The 19,721-nt window shown below is 37.4% G+C and carries 19 protein-coding genes and 1 tRNA gene; 5 read left to right on the forward strand and 15 right to left on the reverse strand.

The window, feature by feature from the left end; genetic code table 11:
- The 4 genes from Q0K96_RS09035 to Q0K96_RS09050 form a co-directional block, all read left to right on the forward strand.
- On the forward strand, positions 1–1,735 hold a 1,735-nt coding region (locus tag Q0K96_RS09035; RefSeq protein ID WP_297333678.1), incomplete at its 5' end, for a hypothetical protein.
- A gap of 121 nt (positions 1,736–1,856) precedes the next feature.
- Positions 1,857–3,356: an SMEK domain-containing protein gene (locus Q0K96_RS09040; RefSeq protein WP_297333679.1), complete on the forward strand. Its 1,500-nt coding sequence runs from the start codon at positions 1,857–1,859 to the stop codon at positions 3,354–3,356.
- Positions 3,356–4,804 (forward strand): hypothetical protein, encoded by a 1,449-nt coding sequence (locus Q0K96_RS09045; RefSeq protein ID WP_297333680.1) that lies wholly within the window; start codon positions 3,356–3,358, stop codon positions 4,802–4,804. Before Q0K96_RS09040 ends, Q0K96_RS09045 begins: the two co-directional genes overlap by 1 nt.
- 413 nt (positions 4,805–5,217) lie before the next feature.
- The gene (locus Q0K96_RS09050) at positions 5,218–5,700 is read left to right on the forward strand and encodes a hypothetical protein (RefSeq protein ID WP_297333681.1); all 483 of its coding nucleotides are present in this window, start codon (positions 5,218–5,220) and stop codon (positions 5,698–5,700) included.
- A gap of 258 nt (positions 5,701–5,958) precedes the next feature.
- Here Q0K96_RS09050 and Q0K96_RS09055 read toward each other — a convergent pair.
- From Q0K96_RS09055 to Q0K96_RS09120, 14 genes are all read right to left on the reverse strand, one after another.
- Positions 5,959–6,043: transfer RNA gene (locus tag Q0K96_RS09055), tRNA-Ser, on the reverse strand.
- Positions 6,044–6,185: 142 nt separating this feature from the next.
- Entirely contained in the window at positions 6,186–7,337 is a 1,152-nt protein-coding gene (ribB, locus tag Q0K96_RS09060; RefSeq protein ID WP_297333682.1) for a 3,4-dihydroxy-2-butanone-4-phosphate synthase, read from the reverse strand.
- A 5-nt stretch (positions 7,338–7,342) separates the two neighbouring features.
- Complete coding sequence (locus Q0K96_RS09065) at positions 7,343–8,836, reverse strand: LptF/LptG family permease (protein ID WP_297333683.1); 1,494 nt, start codon at positions 8,834–8,836, stop codon at positions 7,343–7,345.
- Positions 8,837–8,843: 7 nt separating this feature from the next.
- Positions 8,844–9,506, reverse strand: a complete 663-nt coding sequence (locus Q0K96_RS09070) for an outer membrane lipoprotein carrier protein LolA (protein ID WP_297333684.1) — start codon at positions 9,504–9,506, stop codon at positions 8,844–8,846.
- Positions 9,496–11,985 (reverse strand): DNA translocase FtsK, encoded by a 2,490-nt coding sequence (locus tag Q0K96_RS09075; protein WP_297333685.1) that lies wholly within the window; start codon positions 11,983–11,985, stop codon positions 9,496–9,498. The genes Q0K96_RS09070 and Q0K96_RS09075 overlap by 11 nt, the downstream gene beginning before the upstream one ends.
- A 46-nt stretch (positions 11,986–12,031) precedes the next feature.
- Entirely contained in the window at positions 12,032–12,406 is a 375-nt protein-coding gene (locus Q0K96_RS09080; RefSeq protein WP_297333707.1) for a diacylglycerol kinase family protein, read from the reverse strand.
- Between the two features lie 4 nt (positions 12,407–12,410).
- On the reverse strand, positions 12,411–12,908 hold the full coding sequence (tpx, locus tag Q0K96_RS09085; protein WP_297333686.1) for a thiol peroxidase: 498 nt from the start codon (positions 12,906–12,908) through the stop codon (positions 12,411–12,413).
- Positions 12,909–13,068: 160 nt separating this feature from the next.
- On the reverse strand, positions 13,069–13,329 hold the full coding sequence (locus tag Q0K96_RS09090; RefSeq protein ID WP_223052637.1) for a hypothetical protein: 261 nt from the start codon (positions 13,327–13,329) through the stop codon (positions 13,069–13,071).
- Positions 13,310–13,624, reverse strand: a complete 315-nt coding sequence (locus tag Q0K96_RS09095) for a thioredoxin family protein (protein ID WP_223052638.1) — start codon at positions 13,622–13,624, stop codon at positions 13,310–13,312. The genes Q0K96_RS09090 and Q0K96_RS09095 overlap by 20 nt, the downstream gene beginning before the upstream one ends.
- A gap of 22 nt (positions 13,625–13,646) precedes the next feature.
- Positions 13,647–14,285 (reverse strand): peroxiredoxin, encoded by a 639-nt coding sequence (locus Q0K96_RS09100; RefSeq protein ID WP_297333687.1) that lies wholly within the window; start codon positions 14,283–14,285, stop codon positions 13,647–13,649.
- Positions 14,286–14,439: 154 nt separating this feature from the next.
- Positions 14,440–15,213, reverse strand: coding sequence for an exodeoxyribonuclease III (gene xth / locus Q0K96_RS09105; RefSeq protein ID WP_297333688.1), 774 nt, complete (start codon positions 15,211–15,213; stop codon positions 14,440–14,442).
- 113 nt (positions 15,214–15,326) lie between these two features.
- Positions 15,327–16,289, reverse strand: coding sequence for a D-2-hydroxyacid dehydrogenase (locus Q0K96_RS09110; protein WP_297333689.1), 963 nt, complete (start codon positions 16,287–16,289; stop codon positions 15,327–15,329).
- 59 nt (positions 16,290–16,348) lie between these two features.
- The gene (gene serC, locus Q0K96_RS09115) at positions 16,349–17,419 is read right to left on the reverse strand and encodes a 3-phosphoserine/phosphohydroxythreonine transaminase (protein ID WP_297333690.1); all 1,071 of its coding nucleotides are present in this window, start codon (positions 17,417–17,419) and stop codon (positions 16,349–16,351) included.
- 82 nt (positions 17,420–17,501) lie between these two features.
- On the reverse strand, positions 17,502–18,560 hold the full coding sequence (locus Q0K96_RS09120) for an acyl-CoA reductase (protein WP_297333691.1): 1,059 nt from the start codon (positions 18,558–18,560) through the stop codon (positions 17,502–17,504).
- Between the two features lie 64 nt (positions 18,561–18,624).
- Between Q0K96_RS09120 and Q0K96_RS09125 the strand changes: the two genes are divergently transcribed.
- Positions 18,625–18,975: a 4Fe-4S dicluster domain-containing protein gene (locus tag Q0K96_RS09125; protein WP_223052644.1), complete on the forward strand. Its 351-nt coding sequence runs from the start codon at positions 18,625–18,627 to the stop codon at positions 18,973–18,975.
- A gap of 71 nt (positions 18,976–19,046) precedes the next feature.
- On the opposite strand, the gene Q0K96_RS09130 is transcribed toward Q0K96_RS09125, so the two are convergent.
- On the reverse strand, positions 19,047–19,580 hold the full coding sequence (locus tag Q0K96_RS09130; protein ID WP_223052645.1) for a hypothetical protein: 534 nt from the start codon (positions 19,578–19,580) through the stop codon (positions 19,047–19,049).
- Positions 19,581–19,721: the final 141 nt, after the last annotated feature.

The following is a 19,721-nucleotide window of genomic DNA, read 5'->3' on the forward strand; positions in this document are numbered from 1 at the left end:
ATATTGGGCGTTATATACTTTTTTTCAAAGTATTTTTAAATCCGATATTTCTAAAGTTCAAAAGTATTTCCTACATAACCATCCTGAAAATCTCAGAAATCGTTTTGCGGAAGATGCTGCTGAAAGCTACATAAAATTAATTTTTGAAGATGATCAAGAATCTACCACAGATAAATTAATATCAAATACAACAGTAAATACCCGAACGGGAACATTAATAGAACAAGCTGTCCAGGGTAGTGAGCTTATCAACTACAAGTTGCTCTCTAAAATTCACGATTTCAAAAATCCTCAGGAAATAAATCTATTTCCGATAATGGATAAAGATATTTTGCCTTTCATTAACTTTCGGGAAGTATTGGTTCGTCACGATGCGGCAGTCGCTACAGCCAATGCACAAGAATGGTGGGACTATATAAAAGGGGGGTTACATCCGCGAGGTAGGATGCATGACCCTGCTTATGTAGCATTTTCGAAAGCAGTAAATGTTTTTAATACTGAACTCAAATTCTATTTTGAATCTATTGTAGAATCTGTAAATGAATATTTAAAAAAATTTAAACAACCATTTACAATTAGTTTTGATACCAAAGCTTGTTCTTATGATGCATTTATCGAAGGAAGCAGCACTAAGAGAAATCATAGAACCATTGCTCCGCAAATATTTGTCCATGCTAAATTTAATCATGTAAGATTAGAGGAAGAAAAAAGAACTATCTCTCGACCCCATACATTTTTAAACGAAGCAAAATTAACAGCAATTGCTCTTTCTATTCGTTTTGCCATGCTTGATCAAAAATTGAGTGGTGCGATGGCAGGTAACACACCAAAATTTTTAATTTTAGACGATGTGCTAATAAGCTTAGATATGAGCAATCGTGAAATTGTATTAGATATTATCTTAAAAGAATTTACTGACTATCAACTTATAATTTTAACCCACGACCGTAACTTTTTTGAATTACTTCGTCATCGCATAAAATGTTTTTCACAAGAAAATTGGAAATATATTGAAATGTACGAATGTGAGAAAGATGGTATTCCTCAACCTTTGATAAAAACGTCAGATACATATCTTGAAAAAGCGGAGCTGTATTTCCACAAAAAGGAATATGAAATAGCCGGTAATTTTTTACGAAAAGAAGCTGAAGCATTTTGCAAAGATTTTTTACCCAAGAAATACCATTATACATCTGAATATAATCTTCATGACTTAAATGGGTTAATTATGCAGGCAAAAATATTTGCTGAGAATGCCGGACTTGATAAAGCACTTTTTGAAGCGTTAGATAGTCATAGAAAGTTTGTTTTAAACCCAACTAGTCACGATAGTTATGATGTACCAAAATTTAATCATGAAGTTGGAAATTGTTTACACACATTAATAGAACTTCGCAAAATAAAAAACGAACCCTTTCTGAAACGTGGCGAACAAGTTGAATTTGAATTGTCGGACGGAACAGACACTTACAAATTTGAAATTAAATTGGAAGACGACTTTCGGTTGCTCAAAGAACCCACCCAAGCTAGTGTAATTTCAAAAGGAATGATGAATTACTGGGTCTACAAAAACGGAACAAAAACAACGGTAGGCATTCAACACAAACAAGACACGCTTCAAAAAATCTATGACGGTTGTTATAATAGTTCAGACAAAACAAAAAATGCTGACTTTTGGAAAGAGATCTTAGTTTCAGACAGTGGAGAAAAGTTATCAAGTCACAGATTATTTTAGAATTTAGATGCTAATAATCTACAGTAAGTACATTTGTTTTATGCTGTTCTAATTAAAGTCGAATAAATTTTGTTAAATTAGCTTAATTAGCATGAGTGGTTTAATTAAATTACTTTAAAAATTGAATAGGATTGAATATATCAATAAAATAAATTCTTGTGCAGCGCGATTTGTTCATGAAGTGGAGGGATTTACTGCAATAGGAAATTATCATATTAATATCCATTCTGAAAACTTCTTAGTACCTCTATTAAATGAAGTTTTTGGATTAGAACTTGAAAATTTAAATTCTACTAAAAAGAAAAATTTTCCCGCAATTGATTTAGCGGATTTCAAAAATCGAGTAGCTTTTCAAGTTACGTCGACATCTTCCTTTGATAAAATAAAATCCACTCTTGAAACTTTTGCAAAGCATGAATTGCAGAATGAGTTTGACGTTCTTTATTTCTATATTTTAACAGAAAGGAAGCCACAGTATAATGACGCAAATCTGACTGATATTATCCCGGAAAATTTTGTGTTTGAATCCGGCGAGCATATCATTGATAGGGATGTCATCCTTCAGAAAATAAATGCTATAAGCTCGACCCCAAAGATCCATGCAATTTCAAAACTATATGAGCACGAATTTTCCGATATACAGATAGAACAACGCAAACTTAAATTTGAAAATGGGTATCTAAATAACGAGCCAGAGGAAATATCGCCTAATATGGTTAAAATCACTTTTCCTAGAACACTATACAAAGCAGAATTGTTTATTGATGAAGAAGCTATTCTTGAAAATCTGAATGACTATTTGCAGAGTATAGGGAAAAAGAAAGTAAAAAAATTAAAACCAAATAACTTAGTAAAAAAAGCCTTAAAGCAGAATCAGATACATTTTGAAGACTGGATTTTATTTGAGAAATGTATTTATACGTTTCGTAATTTGTCGAAAAGTAGTGAACCTCTCAGAAAAATCATAGATGTGGGAACGATAACTTCTCTAGATTGTGATGATTTTTATGAACAAACTGAAGCAAATAACAGAGTATTTAAAAATCTTCTGAGAAAGGCTTTAATACAACTTTGTTATTATAGAGGAATAGAATTCTTTCCTCCTCGTAGGATTTTCAGATTTGTTAGTTCAAGACCTCCAAAAGCAAAGCAAATACGATGGAAAGGTAAAAAAGAGTCTACTAAAACGGTTATTTTCGAAATGACTAATAAGAAGGAGGGGCATATTATTTGTTATAGACACTTGGCTTTTAAAGCATCATTTTTGAATTTTAAAAGGGATTGGTATTTAGTCATAAATCCAACGTGGAGCTTCACTAATCCGGGAGGATATAAAGAAAGTCGTTATGAATCGGCATACATGGCCGGAATAAAAAGGCTTGAAAACAATAATTCTGTTTACAACTATTTCAGATTTTTTGCATACTATTTATCATACATGGACTTATTTACTACTTACTACCCATACTTGGAACCATCGAAAATTGAACCAATGAGCCTCTCTCCAAGTTTAGATGAACAGAAGTGGGTTCCAGTCAAAATTATAGAAGAAATGTCTGGTTCTGTTCCACTAGAGATAAGCCCAGACAACGAATTAACGAACGCAACATTTTTTGATTAATGAATCTAAGATATATAGAGGAACCTTCATTACAATTTGGTTTAGGTCATCACATTTGTCCTAAAAGTGGTATATATACTTTTAATCCATTTGATATTGGGCAAGTGAGGCCTGAAAGAATAACGATTGGAGTAGTTGGTAAGTCAGATAGTGTTGATGCTGTTTTAGAGTGGATAGAATCGTGCAAAACTCATATAGACGGAAAGCAAAGTAAAACACCGCATCCAAACTTATTTTTAAACTTCTGCGGCTTCAATAAAAATGTAGGCTTTAAATGCGATATTAATTATGATTACACTTATTTAAGAAAGCTCAACAATTCTGATTTAGAGAAAATTGTAAAGAGAAGCAGCTCTCTTGAAATAGTAATTAGTGAAATAACAGAATTGTACCTGGCCGAGATAAAATTTTTAAGTAAGAATAAGAAACCGGATGTTATTCTTTGTGCTTTACCAGAGAATATTATGAAGCATATTACCGAAGCTAAGGAAAAATTATCAGATGAAGATGAAGAAGAGACCGAAGTTTATGAAAAAGATTTTGATGAGGGAGAAGTTTCTGCAAAAGAACAAAATTTTAGAAGAAATCTTAAAGCAAAAGCAATGCAATATAACATACCTATCCAAATTATTAGAGATAGGGTTGCAAAGCCAACCAAGGAGATGCAAGATCCTGCTACCATTGCATGGAATTTTTTTACTGCATTATATTATAAAGCATCCGGAACTCCATGGGCGTTGATAAGAAAAGATTCTGCCGAAACTACTTGTTATGCAGGTATTAGTTTTTTCAAAAGCAGAGATAGAAGATCAACCCAAACGAGTATTGCTCAAATATTTAATGAACTTGGAAAAGGTGTGATTTTAAGAGGTGAAGAAATTACATTGAAAAAGAATGATAGGACACCGCATCTAAGTGAAGAACAAGCCTTTAATCTTTTAAAACAATCTTTAACTGAATATTACGAAGCTGTTAAAATATTTCCTAAGAGACTTGTAATTCATAAGACTTCAAACTTCAGTGAAGATGAAGTATATGGATTTACTCAGGCGGCAAGTGAATTACATATAAATCAGATCGATTTAATTTCAATACAAACTTCGGATTTAAGATTGTATAGGAGTGGAAATTATCCACCAATGAGGGGAACACATTTTGCAATCAGTGATAAATATCACTTACTATATACTAGAGGTTCAGTTCCATACTATGAGACATATCCAGGTAGATATATTCCCAGAGCTATTGAAATTAAATTAGCACAACACGATGAGTCTCCGAATATTATATGCGACGAAATCCTCGCATTAACCAAAATGAATTGGAATAATACTCAATTTGATAGACAAATGCCTATCACAATTGAATGTGCAAGAAACGTCGGAGAAATACTGAAATATTTAAGTCCACAAGATAGCATGCAACTTAAGTACAGTTTTTATATGTAAAATATTGGTACAATAATATTTTTGATTACTTTTAAAAAGTACATAAAATAGCTAATTTTGTAGTGAATTATGGTTCTTTAAGTTGACAGGTTTTATCTTGATTTTGGATAGATTAAAAGAAAGTTCATGGCACAGCCAAAATGAACTTTGGAAAACATAGCGAGGACAGTGGTTTCGGCATAAAAGTTCGAATCCCTCATCGCCCACATATTTAAAAAAGCTTCAGTTTTTACTGAAGCTTTTTTATTGCTATAATTCGTTAAGAATGTTTATTTAAGTGTCAAATACATAATATATATTATCTATTACTTTAACGAAATGAGGTTATTTCGCTAAATAAAAATATACTTTTTGGAGCAACAATTTTAGCGTCATACTATGAAGCCAATATTTATAAATAGTTAGATAAAATAATGTCTAATACAAATGTAAAATATAGAGATTGGGTATTTAATGTTGACCGTGAGTTAACAATACAGGCTTATGCAAATGTTTTACTAAGCGGGACTGAAAATTGTAGTTGTAACTATTGCAAAAATTATATTGCCTATCGTGACAAAGTATTCCCTGAAGAAATCAATCGTCTTTTTTACGATTTAGGAATTGACTACAAAAAAGAAGTAGAAATCATTTTCTTTGATACACTGCCCGACGGACTTCATCGTATTGGTGGTTGGTTTCACTTCAAAGGGCATATATTAACTGGAAAAGATTGTAGAGTTGCTCTACCTACAGGCGGTTACACCTTAGATTTGACAGCAACGACAGATAAGTTTTCAGTCGGCTTCGCAAATGGCAACGACTTAACTCACTTTGCTGACAAGATAGATTTAATTCAGGTAGAATTTATGACATGTATTCCTTGGGTGATTGATAAATCGCTTGAGGTATTATAAAATGTTGTAAACCGTCAGCAGAATTCTTTATATAAAATCTAAATAGTTGAATCATATTAAATAAATCAATGTCCGAGAACAAGCCCGTTAATATTATAGTTGTAGTAAAGTTGTAGAATTTAAGGAATAAAAACGTATAGTTAATCCTATTGAAAAAGTTTATAGATAATGATGCTTTTTAAAAGCAAACATTGACGCAAAATTTTTAATTGTCACAAAATAAAAACCCCGTTAATCAAATGATTACGGGGCTTTTTGCGGAGAAAGAGGGATTCGAACCCCCGGACCTGTTACAGTCAACGGTTTTCAAGACCGCCGCATTCGACCGCTCTGCCATTTCTCCAGTATGTTAACAATCTTTGTTCCCTGATTGCGGTTGCAAATATAGTAACCTTTTACAGTTTTCCAAACACATTTTTTCAAAAAAACATAAAAAATACCTGTGATACTTTTAACCCTTTCATTTACTGAAAATTAATAATAATTTAATTTTCATCAAAAGATATGTATTCTGTTATTTCAAGTCCGTAGCCTATCATTCCAACACGTTTAGTTTGTGCGGAATTAGTTAACAGCTTCATTTTAGATACATCAATATCGTGTAATATTTGCGCACCGATACCAAAATCTTTTACATCCATTTTTATTTGCGGCGCTTTGTTTATTCCCTGCGATTGCAGGTTTTTCAGTTCTTTAATGCGCTGCAGTAATTCGCCCGGCTGGACTTCCTGATTAATAAATAGTATAGCAGCCTTTTCCTCTTTATTAATGCGTTTAAAAATACTTTCCAGCTTCTTGTCAGCATTATTGGTTAAAGTGCCTAAGATGTCGTTATTTACCTGCGTAGAGTTAATCCTCGTGAGTATAGGCTCACCGGTATTCCAGCTTCCTTTTGTCAGCGCAATATGAACCTGCTTATTTGTTGTTTGCAGGTAAGCCCTTAATCGGAAAGTACCAAAGCGGGTGTTTACCTCAAAATCTTCTTTCTTCTGGATAAGGCTGTCGTGCTGCATACGGTAGGCAACAAGGTCTTCTATAGATACCAGCTTCAGGTTAAATTTCTTAGCAACTTCATACAGTTCAGGAAGCCTTGCCATAGTGCCGTTATCATTCATTATTTCGCAAATAACACCTGCGGGCCTGTAACCGGCAAGCCTTGCAAAATCTATAGCAGCCTCTGTATGGCCTGTTCTCCTTAGTACACCGCCTTCTTTAGCTATAAGCGGAAATATATGCCCGGGTCGGCCAAGCTCAAATGGTTTAGTTTCCGGGTTTACAAGCGCCTCAACAGTTTTAGCCCTGTCCTGGGCCGATATACCTGTTGTTACACCATTACCACGCAAATCTACAGATACTGTAAAAGCAGTCTGCATTGCATCAGTATTGTTAGAAACCATTACATTCAGCTCAAGCTCTTTACATCTCTTTTCTGTAAGCGGAGTACAGATAAGCCCTCTGCCATGCGTTGCCATAAAGTTTATCATTTCAGGGGTTACTTTATCTGCGGCGGCAAGAAAATCGCCTTCATTTTCGCGGTCTTCATCATCCACCACAATTATAACCTTACCCTGGCGTATGTCTTCTATGGCTTCTTCTATTGTGTTAAGTTGTATTTTTTGTTCGGTAGTAGTCAGCATTTTTATTACTGTTCTTTAGGTTTTAGCTTAAAAAGTTTCTGTACCAGTTTTTGTAACGGCAGCAAAATGTTATCCATATTTATCAAACCAATGTCGTTTGTAGCCCTATAGGTTAGTAATACGGCAAGTGGCGCTAATACAAATGATGACATCCATGCGCCTGCAAAAGGAGGAATACCATCTTCCTGCGCCAGCTTTTTACCAAATGTATTTATAAAGTGAAATATAATAAATATAAGTACCGCAAAAACAATAGGCAAACCAAGGCCGCCTTTCCTGATTATCGCGCCCAGCGGAGCGCCTATAAAAAACATAAGTATACAGGCAAAGCCTATTACAAATTTTTCGTAAAGCGCATGCCAGTGACCGTTAATGTTCTTGATTTTTTCTTTCAGTTCATTCTGCCCCGCCATTATTATAAAGTTCGAGCTGCTGAGGCTGTTAGAAGCAAGCTCAAGAACTTTCTTTTTGTCTTCGTCTTTATCTACAAGAGATAAAAGATTTGCAGGAACACTGTCTTTTACTGCTTTAGGTAAAGGCTTTTTTTCTATACCAATGCTATCCCGTTCACGCAATATTGTGCGGGAAGAAGGTTTAGAAAGTACTATACTGGCACGGTTAGTAACATTCTCGGTTATACTTGCTCTTTCCTTTTGATAATTTAGCTGTAAAGAATCGAGTGTGTAGTTAAGCTCACTTATATTAAGCATGTTATTGGTGTGCGATACCTGCTCGTTATCACCATTACTTTCATTAAATTTTGTGAGGTCGATATTCATTACCTGACGGGAAAAGCTGCTTTTTGCAAACGGCAGCCTTTGCCTTTCTGATGGATCTTTAGAAGTTACTTCTTCATAATAATAACCATCAAAAAGTTCAAGTTGCAACAGGTTTGAATCTTCGCTGCTATGCAGCACCCCATTTTTAGACCTTATTATTTTAGCATTAGATGACGCCGGTTTACGCTGGTGTATGGTAACACCTTTAAGTTTTTCGCCGTTCTCTCCGCTTTTCTTATCAACTTTAATGTTAAAGTCGCCTATAGCATTAAACTGCCCTTCGGCAATAGCCATTGCAGGCTTTCGCTGTACTATGCTTTTACGGAGGTTAATGAATTTATATTGAGCTCTGGGTATAACATTATTTGCAAACAAGAAAGCCACAATGCTTAAACCAAAAATAAATATCATAAGCACCCGCATTGCCCTGCCCAATGAAATACCCGATGATTTCATGGCTGCAAACTCATAGTTTTCGGCAAAATTGCCAAATGTCATTATAGAAGCCAGCAGTATAGAAAGCGGTAATACAAGCGGAACAATAGTAGGGGAGTAGAACAACAGGAATTTAGTCACCAGCCATGCATCAAGGTCTTTACCTGCAAGTTCGGCAATAAACAGCCATATACCCTGCAGGATAAAAATAAAAAACAGGATTATAAATACTGATCCGAATGTTTTAAGAAAGGAGGTAAGGATGTAGCGGTCTAATATTTTCACCGTAAAATCAGTCTAATCTATTAATATAGTAATTAGGGTATTTACTCTCTGTAAAGGTAAAATGATTTTTTGACAAAGGCTGGTTAGTTTTAAAAGAATTTATGGTAAAGGTAGTTTTAGTACCATTCTTATCCATCTTTATCAGGTTATATATATGCTTTGTCTGGAGGTCTATGCCAATAAGCACTTCTTTGGTAGGGTTAGATGCTTCTGTTGGTTTTAGTTTAATATACTGAATTTTACGCCCTTTCACATTTTGGGTTATATCCCAGTAATACTTGTAGCCTGAATTAAAAAATGTAAACATTTTTGCAGGTGTAAGTTCATCAGAATTTTGGTTATCAAAGGTAGAAATAGATATTTCTTCATCTTCAGGCACTATATTATAAACCCTGCTGCCATCATAAATTCGGGTAATGCCCATCACATTAAGTACATACTTATCTCCTTTAAGTGCTACATTGCCTTTACTTTCCTGGTTTAAATTGTCTGCCGGATTAACTATGGTATATTTAAAGTCTATAACAATATTGTCATAGCTCCTTATTTTTGTAGAAACCTGGTCTAAAAGGTCTTTAGCCTTCTGAGAGTTTTGTGCGTTAACCGATAAGCCGAAAGTAAAGATAAAAAGTAATGTAAGCTTTATACTCCTGTACATTTTAAAAGTCATTTTCTTCATTTTTAAAAAACTGCTCAAGAGAAGTTAAATCAGGTATAAGCACATTACGCGCCTTACTGCCTTCAAAAGGGCCTACAATGCCTGCTGCCTCAAGCTGGTCTATCAGCCTGCCTGCACGGTTATATCCCAGTTTAAGCTTTCGTTGCAGTAATGATGCCGAACCCTGCTGCGCGGTAACTATAACTTCTGCAGCATCCCTGAACATCGAATCTCTTTCGGATATATCTATATCAAGATTAGTGCCACTTTCCTCACCAAAATATTCGGGAAGCAGGTAAGCGTCCGGATATGCTTTTTGAGAACCAATGAATTCAGTTATCTTTTCTACTTCAGGCGTATCAACAAATGCACACTGAACCCTTGTAAGATCGTTACCCTGTGTGTATAGGAGGTCGCCACGGCCTATCAGCTGGTCAGCACCCTGGCTGTCCAGAATGGTGCGTGAATCTATTTTTGAAGTTACCCTGAAAGCTATACGTGCCGGGAAGTTAGCTTTAATTATACCTGTAATTACATTTACCGAGGGCCTTTGTGTAGCGATAATAAGGTGGATGCCTATTGCCCGGGCAAGCTGAGCGAGCCTTGCAATTGGTGTTTCAACCTCTTTGCCTGCTGTCATTATCAGGTCGGCAAATTCATCAACAACCAAAACAATATACGGTAAAAAGCGGTGCCCGTTCTCAGGATTTAGCTTACGCTGCCTGAACTTATCATTATATTCTTTAATGTTACGTACCATAGCTTCTTTAAGCAGGTTGTAACGGTTATCCATTTCAACGCAAAGCGAATTAAGCGTGTTTATTACTTTAGTATTATCGGTAATAATTGCATCTTCAGAGTCCGGCAGTTTTGCAAGGTAATGCCTTTCAATTTTATTGAACAGTGTGAGTTCTACCTTTTTAGGGTCTACCAATACAAATTTTACTTCAGCAGGATGCTTTTTGTATAGCAGTGATGTAAGCACTGCATTTAACCCTACCGACTTACCCTGTCCGGTGGCACCTGCCATTAACAGGTGGGGCATCTTGGCAAGGTCTACAACAAAGGTTTCGTTAGAAATGGTTTTGCCTAACGCAATAGGTAATTCCATTTCTGCTGCTTGAAATTTTGGTGATGCTATAACCGATTTCATAGCTACCATAGTAGGGTTCTTATTTGGCACTTCTATACCTATGGTGCCTTTACCCGGTATGGGTGCGATAATACGGATACCCAAAGCGGAAAGCGACAAGGCTATATCATCTTCAAGACTCTTAATCTTAGAAATACGTATACCTGCTTCCGGAACAATTTCATAAAGTGTAACAGTAGGGCCTACGGTTGCCTTTATCTGGGCTATATCAATTTTATAATTGCGGAGAGTTTCAACAATACGGTTCTTGTTTTCTTCAAGCTCTTCCTGATTTATAGTAATACCCCCTGAAGAATAATCTTTTAATAGCTCTATAGAAGGGAATTGGTAGTTTGATAATTCTAATGTCGGGTCAAACTCGCCAAAATCTTTTACCAGTTTTGCAGCAAGGTTTTCTTCTACAATATCTTCTTCAACTGCCTGCTCTATAACAAAGCTATCAGTTTCGTCACCGGTACTGCTCAAAAAATCATCCGCATTGTTTTTGGGTTCAGGCTCTTTTATTGTTGTTTTAGGGCTTAGACTGATTTCTGAAGTGTGCGTTATAGTAGGCTTAAGGGTTTCCCTGTTTATTTCAAACTGAGAAGGTTTTGTTTTAAGTTTAAAGTTAGTAAGCGCTTCGTCATCTTCATCTGTTTCTTCTTCCTGAAGTGCTATTGGCCGAATATCATCTTCAACAGCCTGCATAGGTTCGGGTATCGGTTTTGCTGAAACATCTGCAATAGGCTCTTCCTCAGGTTCGCGATGCTTTTTCTCGAACAACGATTTTATGGCATCGGGCGAAATTTTTACTCTGAGTAACAGGAAGGTGAACAAGCCGAATATAAGCACAAGCATGGTGCCTGTTTTACCAAGATAATCCTGCATGAAAAGGTTGACTTCATAGCCTATAACGCCACCCAGTTCGGGTAGGTAAGGGTTAAAAAAGCCGAACAGTACCGATACAATTATTACCAGGAACAAATCCCAGAAAAGTGTTTTTTTAAGTTTACCGGCAGGCAGGTCTAACACGAGGTAAGCCCCGAACAAAAAGAAAAAACGGATGAGTATAAATGATGCAGCACCAAAGCCGTGATACAGGAACAGGTTGGCCAGCCATGCGCCAAATTTACCGAGCCAGTTGTAAACAGGTTCTTCGCGGTTTGTAAAGGCATCAAGCTCACTTTGGTCATACTCGCCGTATAGAAAGTATGATACAAAAGACAGCAGCATGGCAACTGCAAACAGGAAAAGTAAAATTCCGATCAGTACTTTATACCTGCGCGACAGTTTCCATTTTCTTTTTTCTGTTACCGGTTTTGCCTCTGTTGCCGATTTTTCTTTTTTGCCTTTAGCCATGAAACAATTATAATTGTTGTAAAAATATCAAATTACCTGAAAAACTTCAGAAAATTTTAGGGATGTAAATTATTAGCCCTATGCACAATGCCGCGAGTGCGGCAAAAGTTACCGCGCCTGCTGCAATATCTTTTATAAAACCAATACGTTCATTATATTGCGGGTGAATAAAATCTGCTATTTTTTCTATTGCAGTATTAACACCTTCTACGCTTAACACCAAGCCTATGGCAAGGGTTTGCAGCATCCACTCTGTAGCCGAAATTTTAAAGATAAAGCCTGTAATAGTTACAAGCACAGCAATAATAAATTGTACCATTATGCTGTGCTCTGTAACCACAAGTTTATAAGCACCCCTAAATGCATATACAAAGCTTTTCAGCCGGCCGCTTATAAACCTGTTATCTTTCATTAGCAGTATTTGATTATAATGCCGCTAAGGCACTTTCATAATCAGGCTCGTCTTTAATATCAGCAACCTGCTCGGTATATACCACCTCGCCATTTTCATTAATAACCACAACAACCCTTGAGTGCAGCCCGGCAAGCGGGCCATCTGTAATGGTAAGACCATAATCGGCACCAAACTTACCATCTTTAAAATCTGATAATGACGAAACGTTGTCTATACCCTCTGCACCGCAAAAACGGTTTTGGGCAAAAGGCAGGTCGCGCGATATGCACAGTACTTTTGTGTTTTCCAGGCCTGCCGCTTTTTCGTTAAACTTTCTTACTGATGCGGCACACGTGCCTGTATCTACACTCGGAAAGATGTTAAGCACAAGCTTGCTACCTTTAAAATCTGACAGTGATGCTGTAGACAGGTCTCCTTTAACAAGAGTAAAATCTGGTGCTTTTGCACCTTTTGCAGGCAGTTCGCCTGATGTATTTACAGGGTTGCCCCCTAAAGTTATTTTAGCCATAATTGTGTATGTTTTTAAGTAAGCAAAAGTAGCAAATTTATCTTGTAAGCAGTAGTGCTTTGCCGCTACTTTTAGCTGTTATTATAAGTATTTGTTTTAATTTAATGAATAAAAAAAGCGCCTCCGTTTCCGGAAGCGCCTTTTCGCCCAATTAAAAAATCTAATTTTTATCTATTGCACCAAGAACGCGCATCATAAAACTGTTCAGCGCTTCTTTTTTTGTCATACCGTCTTTTATCATCTTGTTTACCTCTATAGCACCATACATGTTAGAGATTAGCTCTCCAACCACATCAAGCTCTTCGTCTTTAAGCGAAGGTACTTCTGTAAGCGCTTCAAGCACTTCCAGGGCTTCTACTACGTAGTCCTGGTCGTTTTGCTCAATAAACTCTGTCAGGTGTTTAATTACTGGTAACTTCATTGATAAGATCGGTTAGAATGTCTACTTTATTTGTCTGGACCTGGTTTACAAGGCTGCCGTTTTTAAAGGCAGCGAAGGTAGGCAGGTTATCAACCTTTGCAAGTTTTCTCGATTCAGGAAAATTCTCGGCATCGGCAATTACAAATGTTACATTCTCATGCTCACCTGCCATTTTCTTAAATTTTGGCTTCATTATCCTGCAGTTGCCGCACCATCCGGCAGAGTACTGTACAACTACCAGCGGTTCCTGAGACACTATTTCTGCAAGGTTATCTTTTTCAAGTTCCTGTAACATAATTTCTTTTGTTTTTAATTTATTAGTGAGCACTTAGGTATGAAGCAACGCCTTTCCTGTCGGCTGTCATGGCTTCTTTACCTTCTTCCCAGTTAGCAGGGCAAACTTCACCTTTAACCTGCACGTGCGTGTAAGCATCAATAAGCCTTAGGTACTCGTTTACATTACGGCCAAGAGGCATATCGTTTACGCTTTCGTGGAATATTTTACCGTCTTCATCTACAAGGTAAGTAGCACGGTAAGTAACGTTAGAACCTTCGAGTATTACAGAGTCAGTTTCTTCATTATATTCAGAAGACTGTATATCAAGAATTCCAAGAATATTAGCAAGATTCCTGTTGGTATCAGCAAGGATAGGGTAAGTAACGCCTTCTATACCGCCATTGTCTTTTGATGTATTAAGCCACGCAAAATGTACTTCGTTAGTATCGCAGGAAGCGCCTATTACCATAGTGTTCCTTTTTTCAAATTCGCCCATAGCAGCCTGAAATGCATGTAGTTCTGTAGGGCAAACAAAAGTAAAGTCTTTCGGGTACCAGAAAAGCAACACTTTCTTTTTGTTGTTTACTGCCTCCTCATAAACGTTTATTTTAAGGTTATCGCCCATTTCTGACATTGCATCTACAGTAATGTTCGGGAATTTTTTTCCTACTAATGACATATGTTATTAATTTTTTATGGTTATTAAATTTTTACATGACAAATTTAAAAATGATAAGTTTTATTTATCAATGACTTTTATCACATTTATCTATATCTGTATAGAAAATTCCTATACTATTTAAATTAATCAATATAATCTGCATAAGCAAATTTTATAGTTCAATTTCTATCCATACCGGGGCATGATCGCTTGTTTTTTCCCATCCGCGAACCATTTTATCAACTCCTCCCGACACAAGCTTGTCGTTTAGCTGCGCGTTTAGCAGAAAATGATCTATCCGTAGCCCGGCATCCCGTTGATAAGCATTTCTGAAATAATCCCAAAAAGTATAAATCGTTTCTTCAGGATATAGTTGCCGTATTGCGTCTGTCCAGCCCTGTGCTGTCAATTCGGTAAAAGCATTTCTGGTTTCAGGTAAAAATAGTGCGTCTTTTAGCCAGCGTTCCGGTTTATAAACATCATTTTCAGTAGGTATTACATTAAAGTCGCCTGCCAGTATAACAGGTGCATTAAACTCCAGCAGTTGCTGTGCACGCTGGTGCAGCCTTTTAAACCATTTCAATTTATAATCAAACTTAGGCCCGGGCGCAGGGTTACCGTTAGGGAGGTAAAGGCAGGCTATTATTATGCCGTCTGCCAGCGCCTCTATATACCTGCTTTGTATATCTTCTGCATCTCCCGGAAGCCCCTTGCCAATTTCTTTAATATCGCCGCTTTTAGAAAATATGGCAACACCATTCCATTGTTTTTGCCCGTGCCACAGGGCAGTGTATCCTGCTGCTTCTATTTCAGCCAACGGAAATTTTTCATCAGGTGCTTTCAGTTCCTGCAGGCATACAATATCAGGGCTCGTTTCTTTAAGCCAGCGCAGTAAAACCGGCAGCCTACCGTTTATACCGTTTACATTGTAGGTAGCTATCTTCATTTTAAATGACAAATGTGTAAAGCATTTAAAGTTAGAACTATCAGCGGTATATAGTCTTAATAATTCTATAAAACTTATAGTAATAAAAAAAGAGCCCTAAGGCTCATTTAAAATCAATTACTTTCTGTTTTTAGCAGGCTTATTATCTGTTCAGCCAGTTCTGTACCAATCCTGTCCTGGGCTTCCAGTGTGGCAGCGCCAATATGCGGAGTTAGCGATATTTTAGGGTGCATAAGTACCTGTATGGCAGGTTTTGGTTCTTCTTCAAAAACATCAAGCCCAGCAAAAGAAACCTTCCCTGAATCAAGCGCATCCACAAGCGCCACCTCATCCAGTATTCCCCCGCGTGCAGCATTGATTATGCCTACGCCATCTTTCATCATACTGAACTCTTTATCCCCGATAAGGTAGCCATCCTGTGCGGGAACGTGGAGTGATATAAAGTCGGCATGTTTAAAGATATCCTCAATAGGTTCTGTAGTAATTTCGACATTTATGAACTGGCCGTTATAAAAATCTACCCTTATTTCTGAATTGCCTACAAATTTATCAGATGCAATAACCCGCATGCCAAGCCCAAGCGCAATACGTGCAACGGAGCGACCTATGCGACCAAAGCCAATAATACCCATTGTTTTACCACGGAGTTCTATGCCGGCGGCATAAGCCTTTTTAAGGCTCTCAAAACTGGTTTCGCCCTCCAGTGGCATAAGGCGGTTGGCATCATGTAAAAAGCGCACACCTGTAAACAAATGGGCAAATACAAGCTCTGCAACAGAGTCTGATGAAGATGCCGGCGTACTTATTACATGAATGTCTTTTTGCCTTGCATACTCAACATCTATATTATCCATCCCTACACCACCGCGCCCGATAATCTTTAAGCCGGGGCAGGCATCTATAATATCTTTCCTTACTTTTGTTGCACTGCGCACCAGCAAAACACTTATATCATTTTTGTTGATGTAATTGGCAACCTGTTCCTGTGCTACTTTAGTAGTTACGACTTCAAATCCGTTTTCTTCAAGTTTTTGTTTTCCGCTTAAAGAAATGCCGTCATTTGCTAATATTTTCATTTTTAAATAATTAAATGTATTTACGTGATTTCTTAATTTAAATTAAGAAACCAATGTTTTCAGATGCTTTTTTCTAACTGCTGCATAACTTCTACCAGTACCTTAACGCTCTCTAATGCCATTGCATTGTAGATTGAAGCACGGTACCCACCAACAGAACGGTGCCCGTTTAATCCGCTTATTCCTGCCGCTTTCCAAAGGCTGTCAAACTGCTGCATGTGTGATTCATCATTAAGCAAGAAAGTAACATTCATAACAGATCGGTCTTCTACACTTGCAGTACCCCTGAATAATGGGTTGCGGTCTATCTCTTCATATAAAATCCGTGCTTTTTTAGTGTTGGCTTTTTCAATTTCTGCAATTCCGCCTTTTGCTTTAAGCCATTTTAGCGTTAACAGAGAGGTGTATACTGCAAATACCGGTGGGGTGTTATACATGCTTTCTTTTTCTACATGTGCTGCATAATCTAAAATTCCGGGTATTTGCCTGCCTGTTTTGCCAAGCAGTTCTTCTTTAACAACAATCAGGGTTGTACCTGCAGGCCCCATGTTTTTCTGTGCCCCGGCATATATAAGCCCGAATTTAGAAAAATCAAGCTGCCTTGAAAAAATATCAGAGCTCATATCGCAAATCAACGGCACACCTGTTTCCGGGAAACTCTGCATTTGCGTACCAAAAATAGTGTTGTTACTGGTGCAGTGAAAGTAATCTGCATCGTCAGGGATGCTATAGTTTTTAGGGATGTATGTGTAATCATCCTGTTTAGATGATGCCACTACAATAGTTTCACCAAATGCTTTTGCTTCTTTAATAGCGCCCGCCGCCCATGTACCCGTATCTAAATAAGCTGCTTTGCCACCCTGTTTCAGCAGGTTATAGGGAACACGTACAAACTCCATGCTTGCCCCGCCCGATAAAAATAGTGCATGGTAACCTTTGCCCTGTAACCCTAAAAGCTCCAGGGCAAGAGAGCGGGCTTCTTCCATCACAGCAACAAAGTCTTTGCTGCGGTGTGATATTTCCAATATGGACAGTCCTGAATTATTAAAATCCAATACGGCCTGAGCAGCTTCTTTAAAGACTTCCTGCGGCAGGATAGAGGGACCCGCGCTGAAATTATGCTTTTTCATTTATCTGTGTATTGCAAAAAATAATTTACAAATTTCTGAATTATTGCCCGAAACACATCAAGCAAATAATGCAATTCTTAGCTTATATTTTTGTCAAAAATGAAATTGTATCTACATTATCCGCATAATCCCATAATTGCGGTTTTTGGGTTTGCCCGAATGCTATGGTATCTATGCCATTTATATTACCTACAACGCACTGCAACTGGTCGTGTTCAGATTCTAATTTGGCTTTAAGTTCTTCAGGTGAATTATAATATTCATAAAACACTGATGAAATAGGCGAGGAGTAGCCCCCATCTTCTTTCAGGGTAAGGAAACCGTTATCCAGTATTTTAAAATTACTCATTAGATAAACCGCCTTGTTATAATCGTAATTATTGGCATATTTTTCATAATGTATTACGTCTCCGTATGCAAAAACAGCCTCAAAAAATGCAGTAAAGTCATAGCCTTGTGGCACGAACAGTTTCGACACATTGCGGCAGCCCAAACCAAAATACCTGAAAATATCTTCGCCCAGCGCTGTAAGCTCTTCTTTGCTTTCGTTGCCGGTAAGTACCGCTACAGAATTACGGTTTTTACGTATAATAGATGGCTTATCTTTAAAATAGTATTTAAAATAGCGTGAGGTGTTGTTGCTGCCTGTGGCAATTACAGCATCAAAATTCTCAAGCTTGCCCTCTGTAAATTCAATGCGGTTTTCAAGGTTTGGTTCAATGGTAATGAGGTATTTTGCAAGGAATGGCAACAGCTTTTGGTCGTTAGATGATAGCTTTACCAACACTTTATGTTCTGTTAGCAATACCGAAAGAAAATCATGAAACCCAACAAGCGGTATATTGCCAGCCAAAACAAGCGCTACAGTTTTAGGCTCTGCATAACTTATGGTGTACTTATCCAGCCACTTGTCAAGATTTTCAGGAGTTAACGCCTTCGCCCATGATTGTATGGCAAAGTAAACCTGCTCTGGGGTGAACCAGCGGTTGTGCGACTGCGACAATTGTATCAGGTTTATAAAATCATCAAAGAAAATATCGTTATATTGTACTTCACTGTTTTTAGCAGATATATCCTGAGAAAACTGTTTTAAGAATTTTCCTAATTCAGCAAATGCTTTTTTGGTTTCTGTTAACGTCATTTTTTTGTTTATGTACGGATTTGGACGTAATTTTGTACAAATTTACGACAAATAAAATAAAGCTATGGCTATCAAGATAACCGACGAATGCATTAACTGCGGTGCATGCGAACCCGAATGCCCGAACACAGCGATATATGAAGGCGCTGACGACTGGAGGTATAAAGACGGAACAAAACTTAAGGGCAGGGTAGTGCTGCCAAGCGGTGAGGAAGTAGATGCCGAAGAGCCGCACACCCCGCTAAGCGATGATATTTATTACATAGTTCCCGGTAAGTGTACCGAGTGCAAGGGCTTTCATGATGAGCCGCAATGTGCTGCCGTATGCCCGGTTGACTGCTGCGTACCGGATGAAGACCATGTGGAGAGTGATGAAACATTACTAAACAGGCAGGCATTTCTTCACAACGAATAAGCAATTCAGATTATAAAAACAAAACCCGGAGCGTTAACTCCGGGTTTTGTTTTATTCAGGTTTTAGCTTATTTATTTCTTGATCAGCTTATAGGTTTCAACCGTTACACCATCTGTGTCGTTGTTATAGGTTTCCACTACAAAGTTGCCGTTTCCGTCAAAATAGCCAAAAGATGTACGCTCGTCTGTCTTATAGATATAATTGTTGTTAGAAGTTTTCCTTAACACACCATAGTCAAGGTTTTCGGGAGTAGAAATTTTGTAACCCGACTTATCGCTTACAAACATATAGTTCCTGCCATTCATAGAGTAGTAGGTTGTTTCACCCAGCTTTTGTGTGGCTATACCATCACCCGAAATGGTTGAGCTTTTAGTAACTTTTACAGGTGTTTCCTTAACATCCTTGTTCAGTTTTTTGCTCTCGGCATCTTTCAGCTCTATATCCTGGGTACTTTGTGTACGGTCGGTTTTAACGATCTGCTTTTTCTCCTCGCCGTTATCAACCGTAACTTTAGTGGTTGTGGTTTCTTCGGTTACGTTTTTGTTTACCTGTGCATTCATGCTTAGCCCGAATGCCAGTAAGGCTGTTACAAATATTGTTTTCATAATTACTTTCGTTTTTAGGTTATACTGCAAAGTTACCCGCGCTATGTTAAAATACCTGATAATGAAACTATAAAGTATTTATAAAATCAAAAGGGTAAAGCATGCATCCGTTCAGGATAATTCATTTCAAAAACTTATATT

It is taken from the genome of Flavobacterium sp. (assembly GCF_024305175.1).
Lineage (GTDB): Bacteria > Bacteroidota > Bacteroidia > Flavobacteriales > Flavobacteriaceae > Flavobacterium.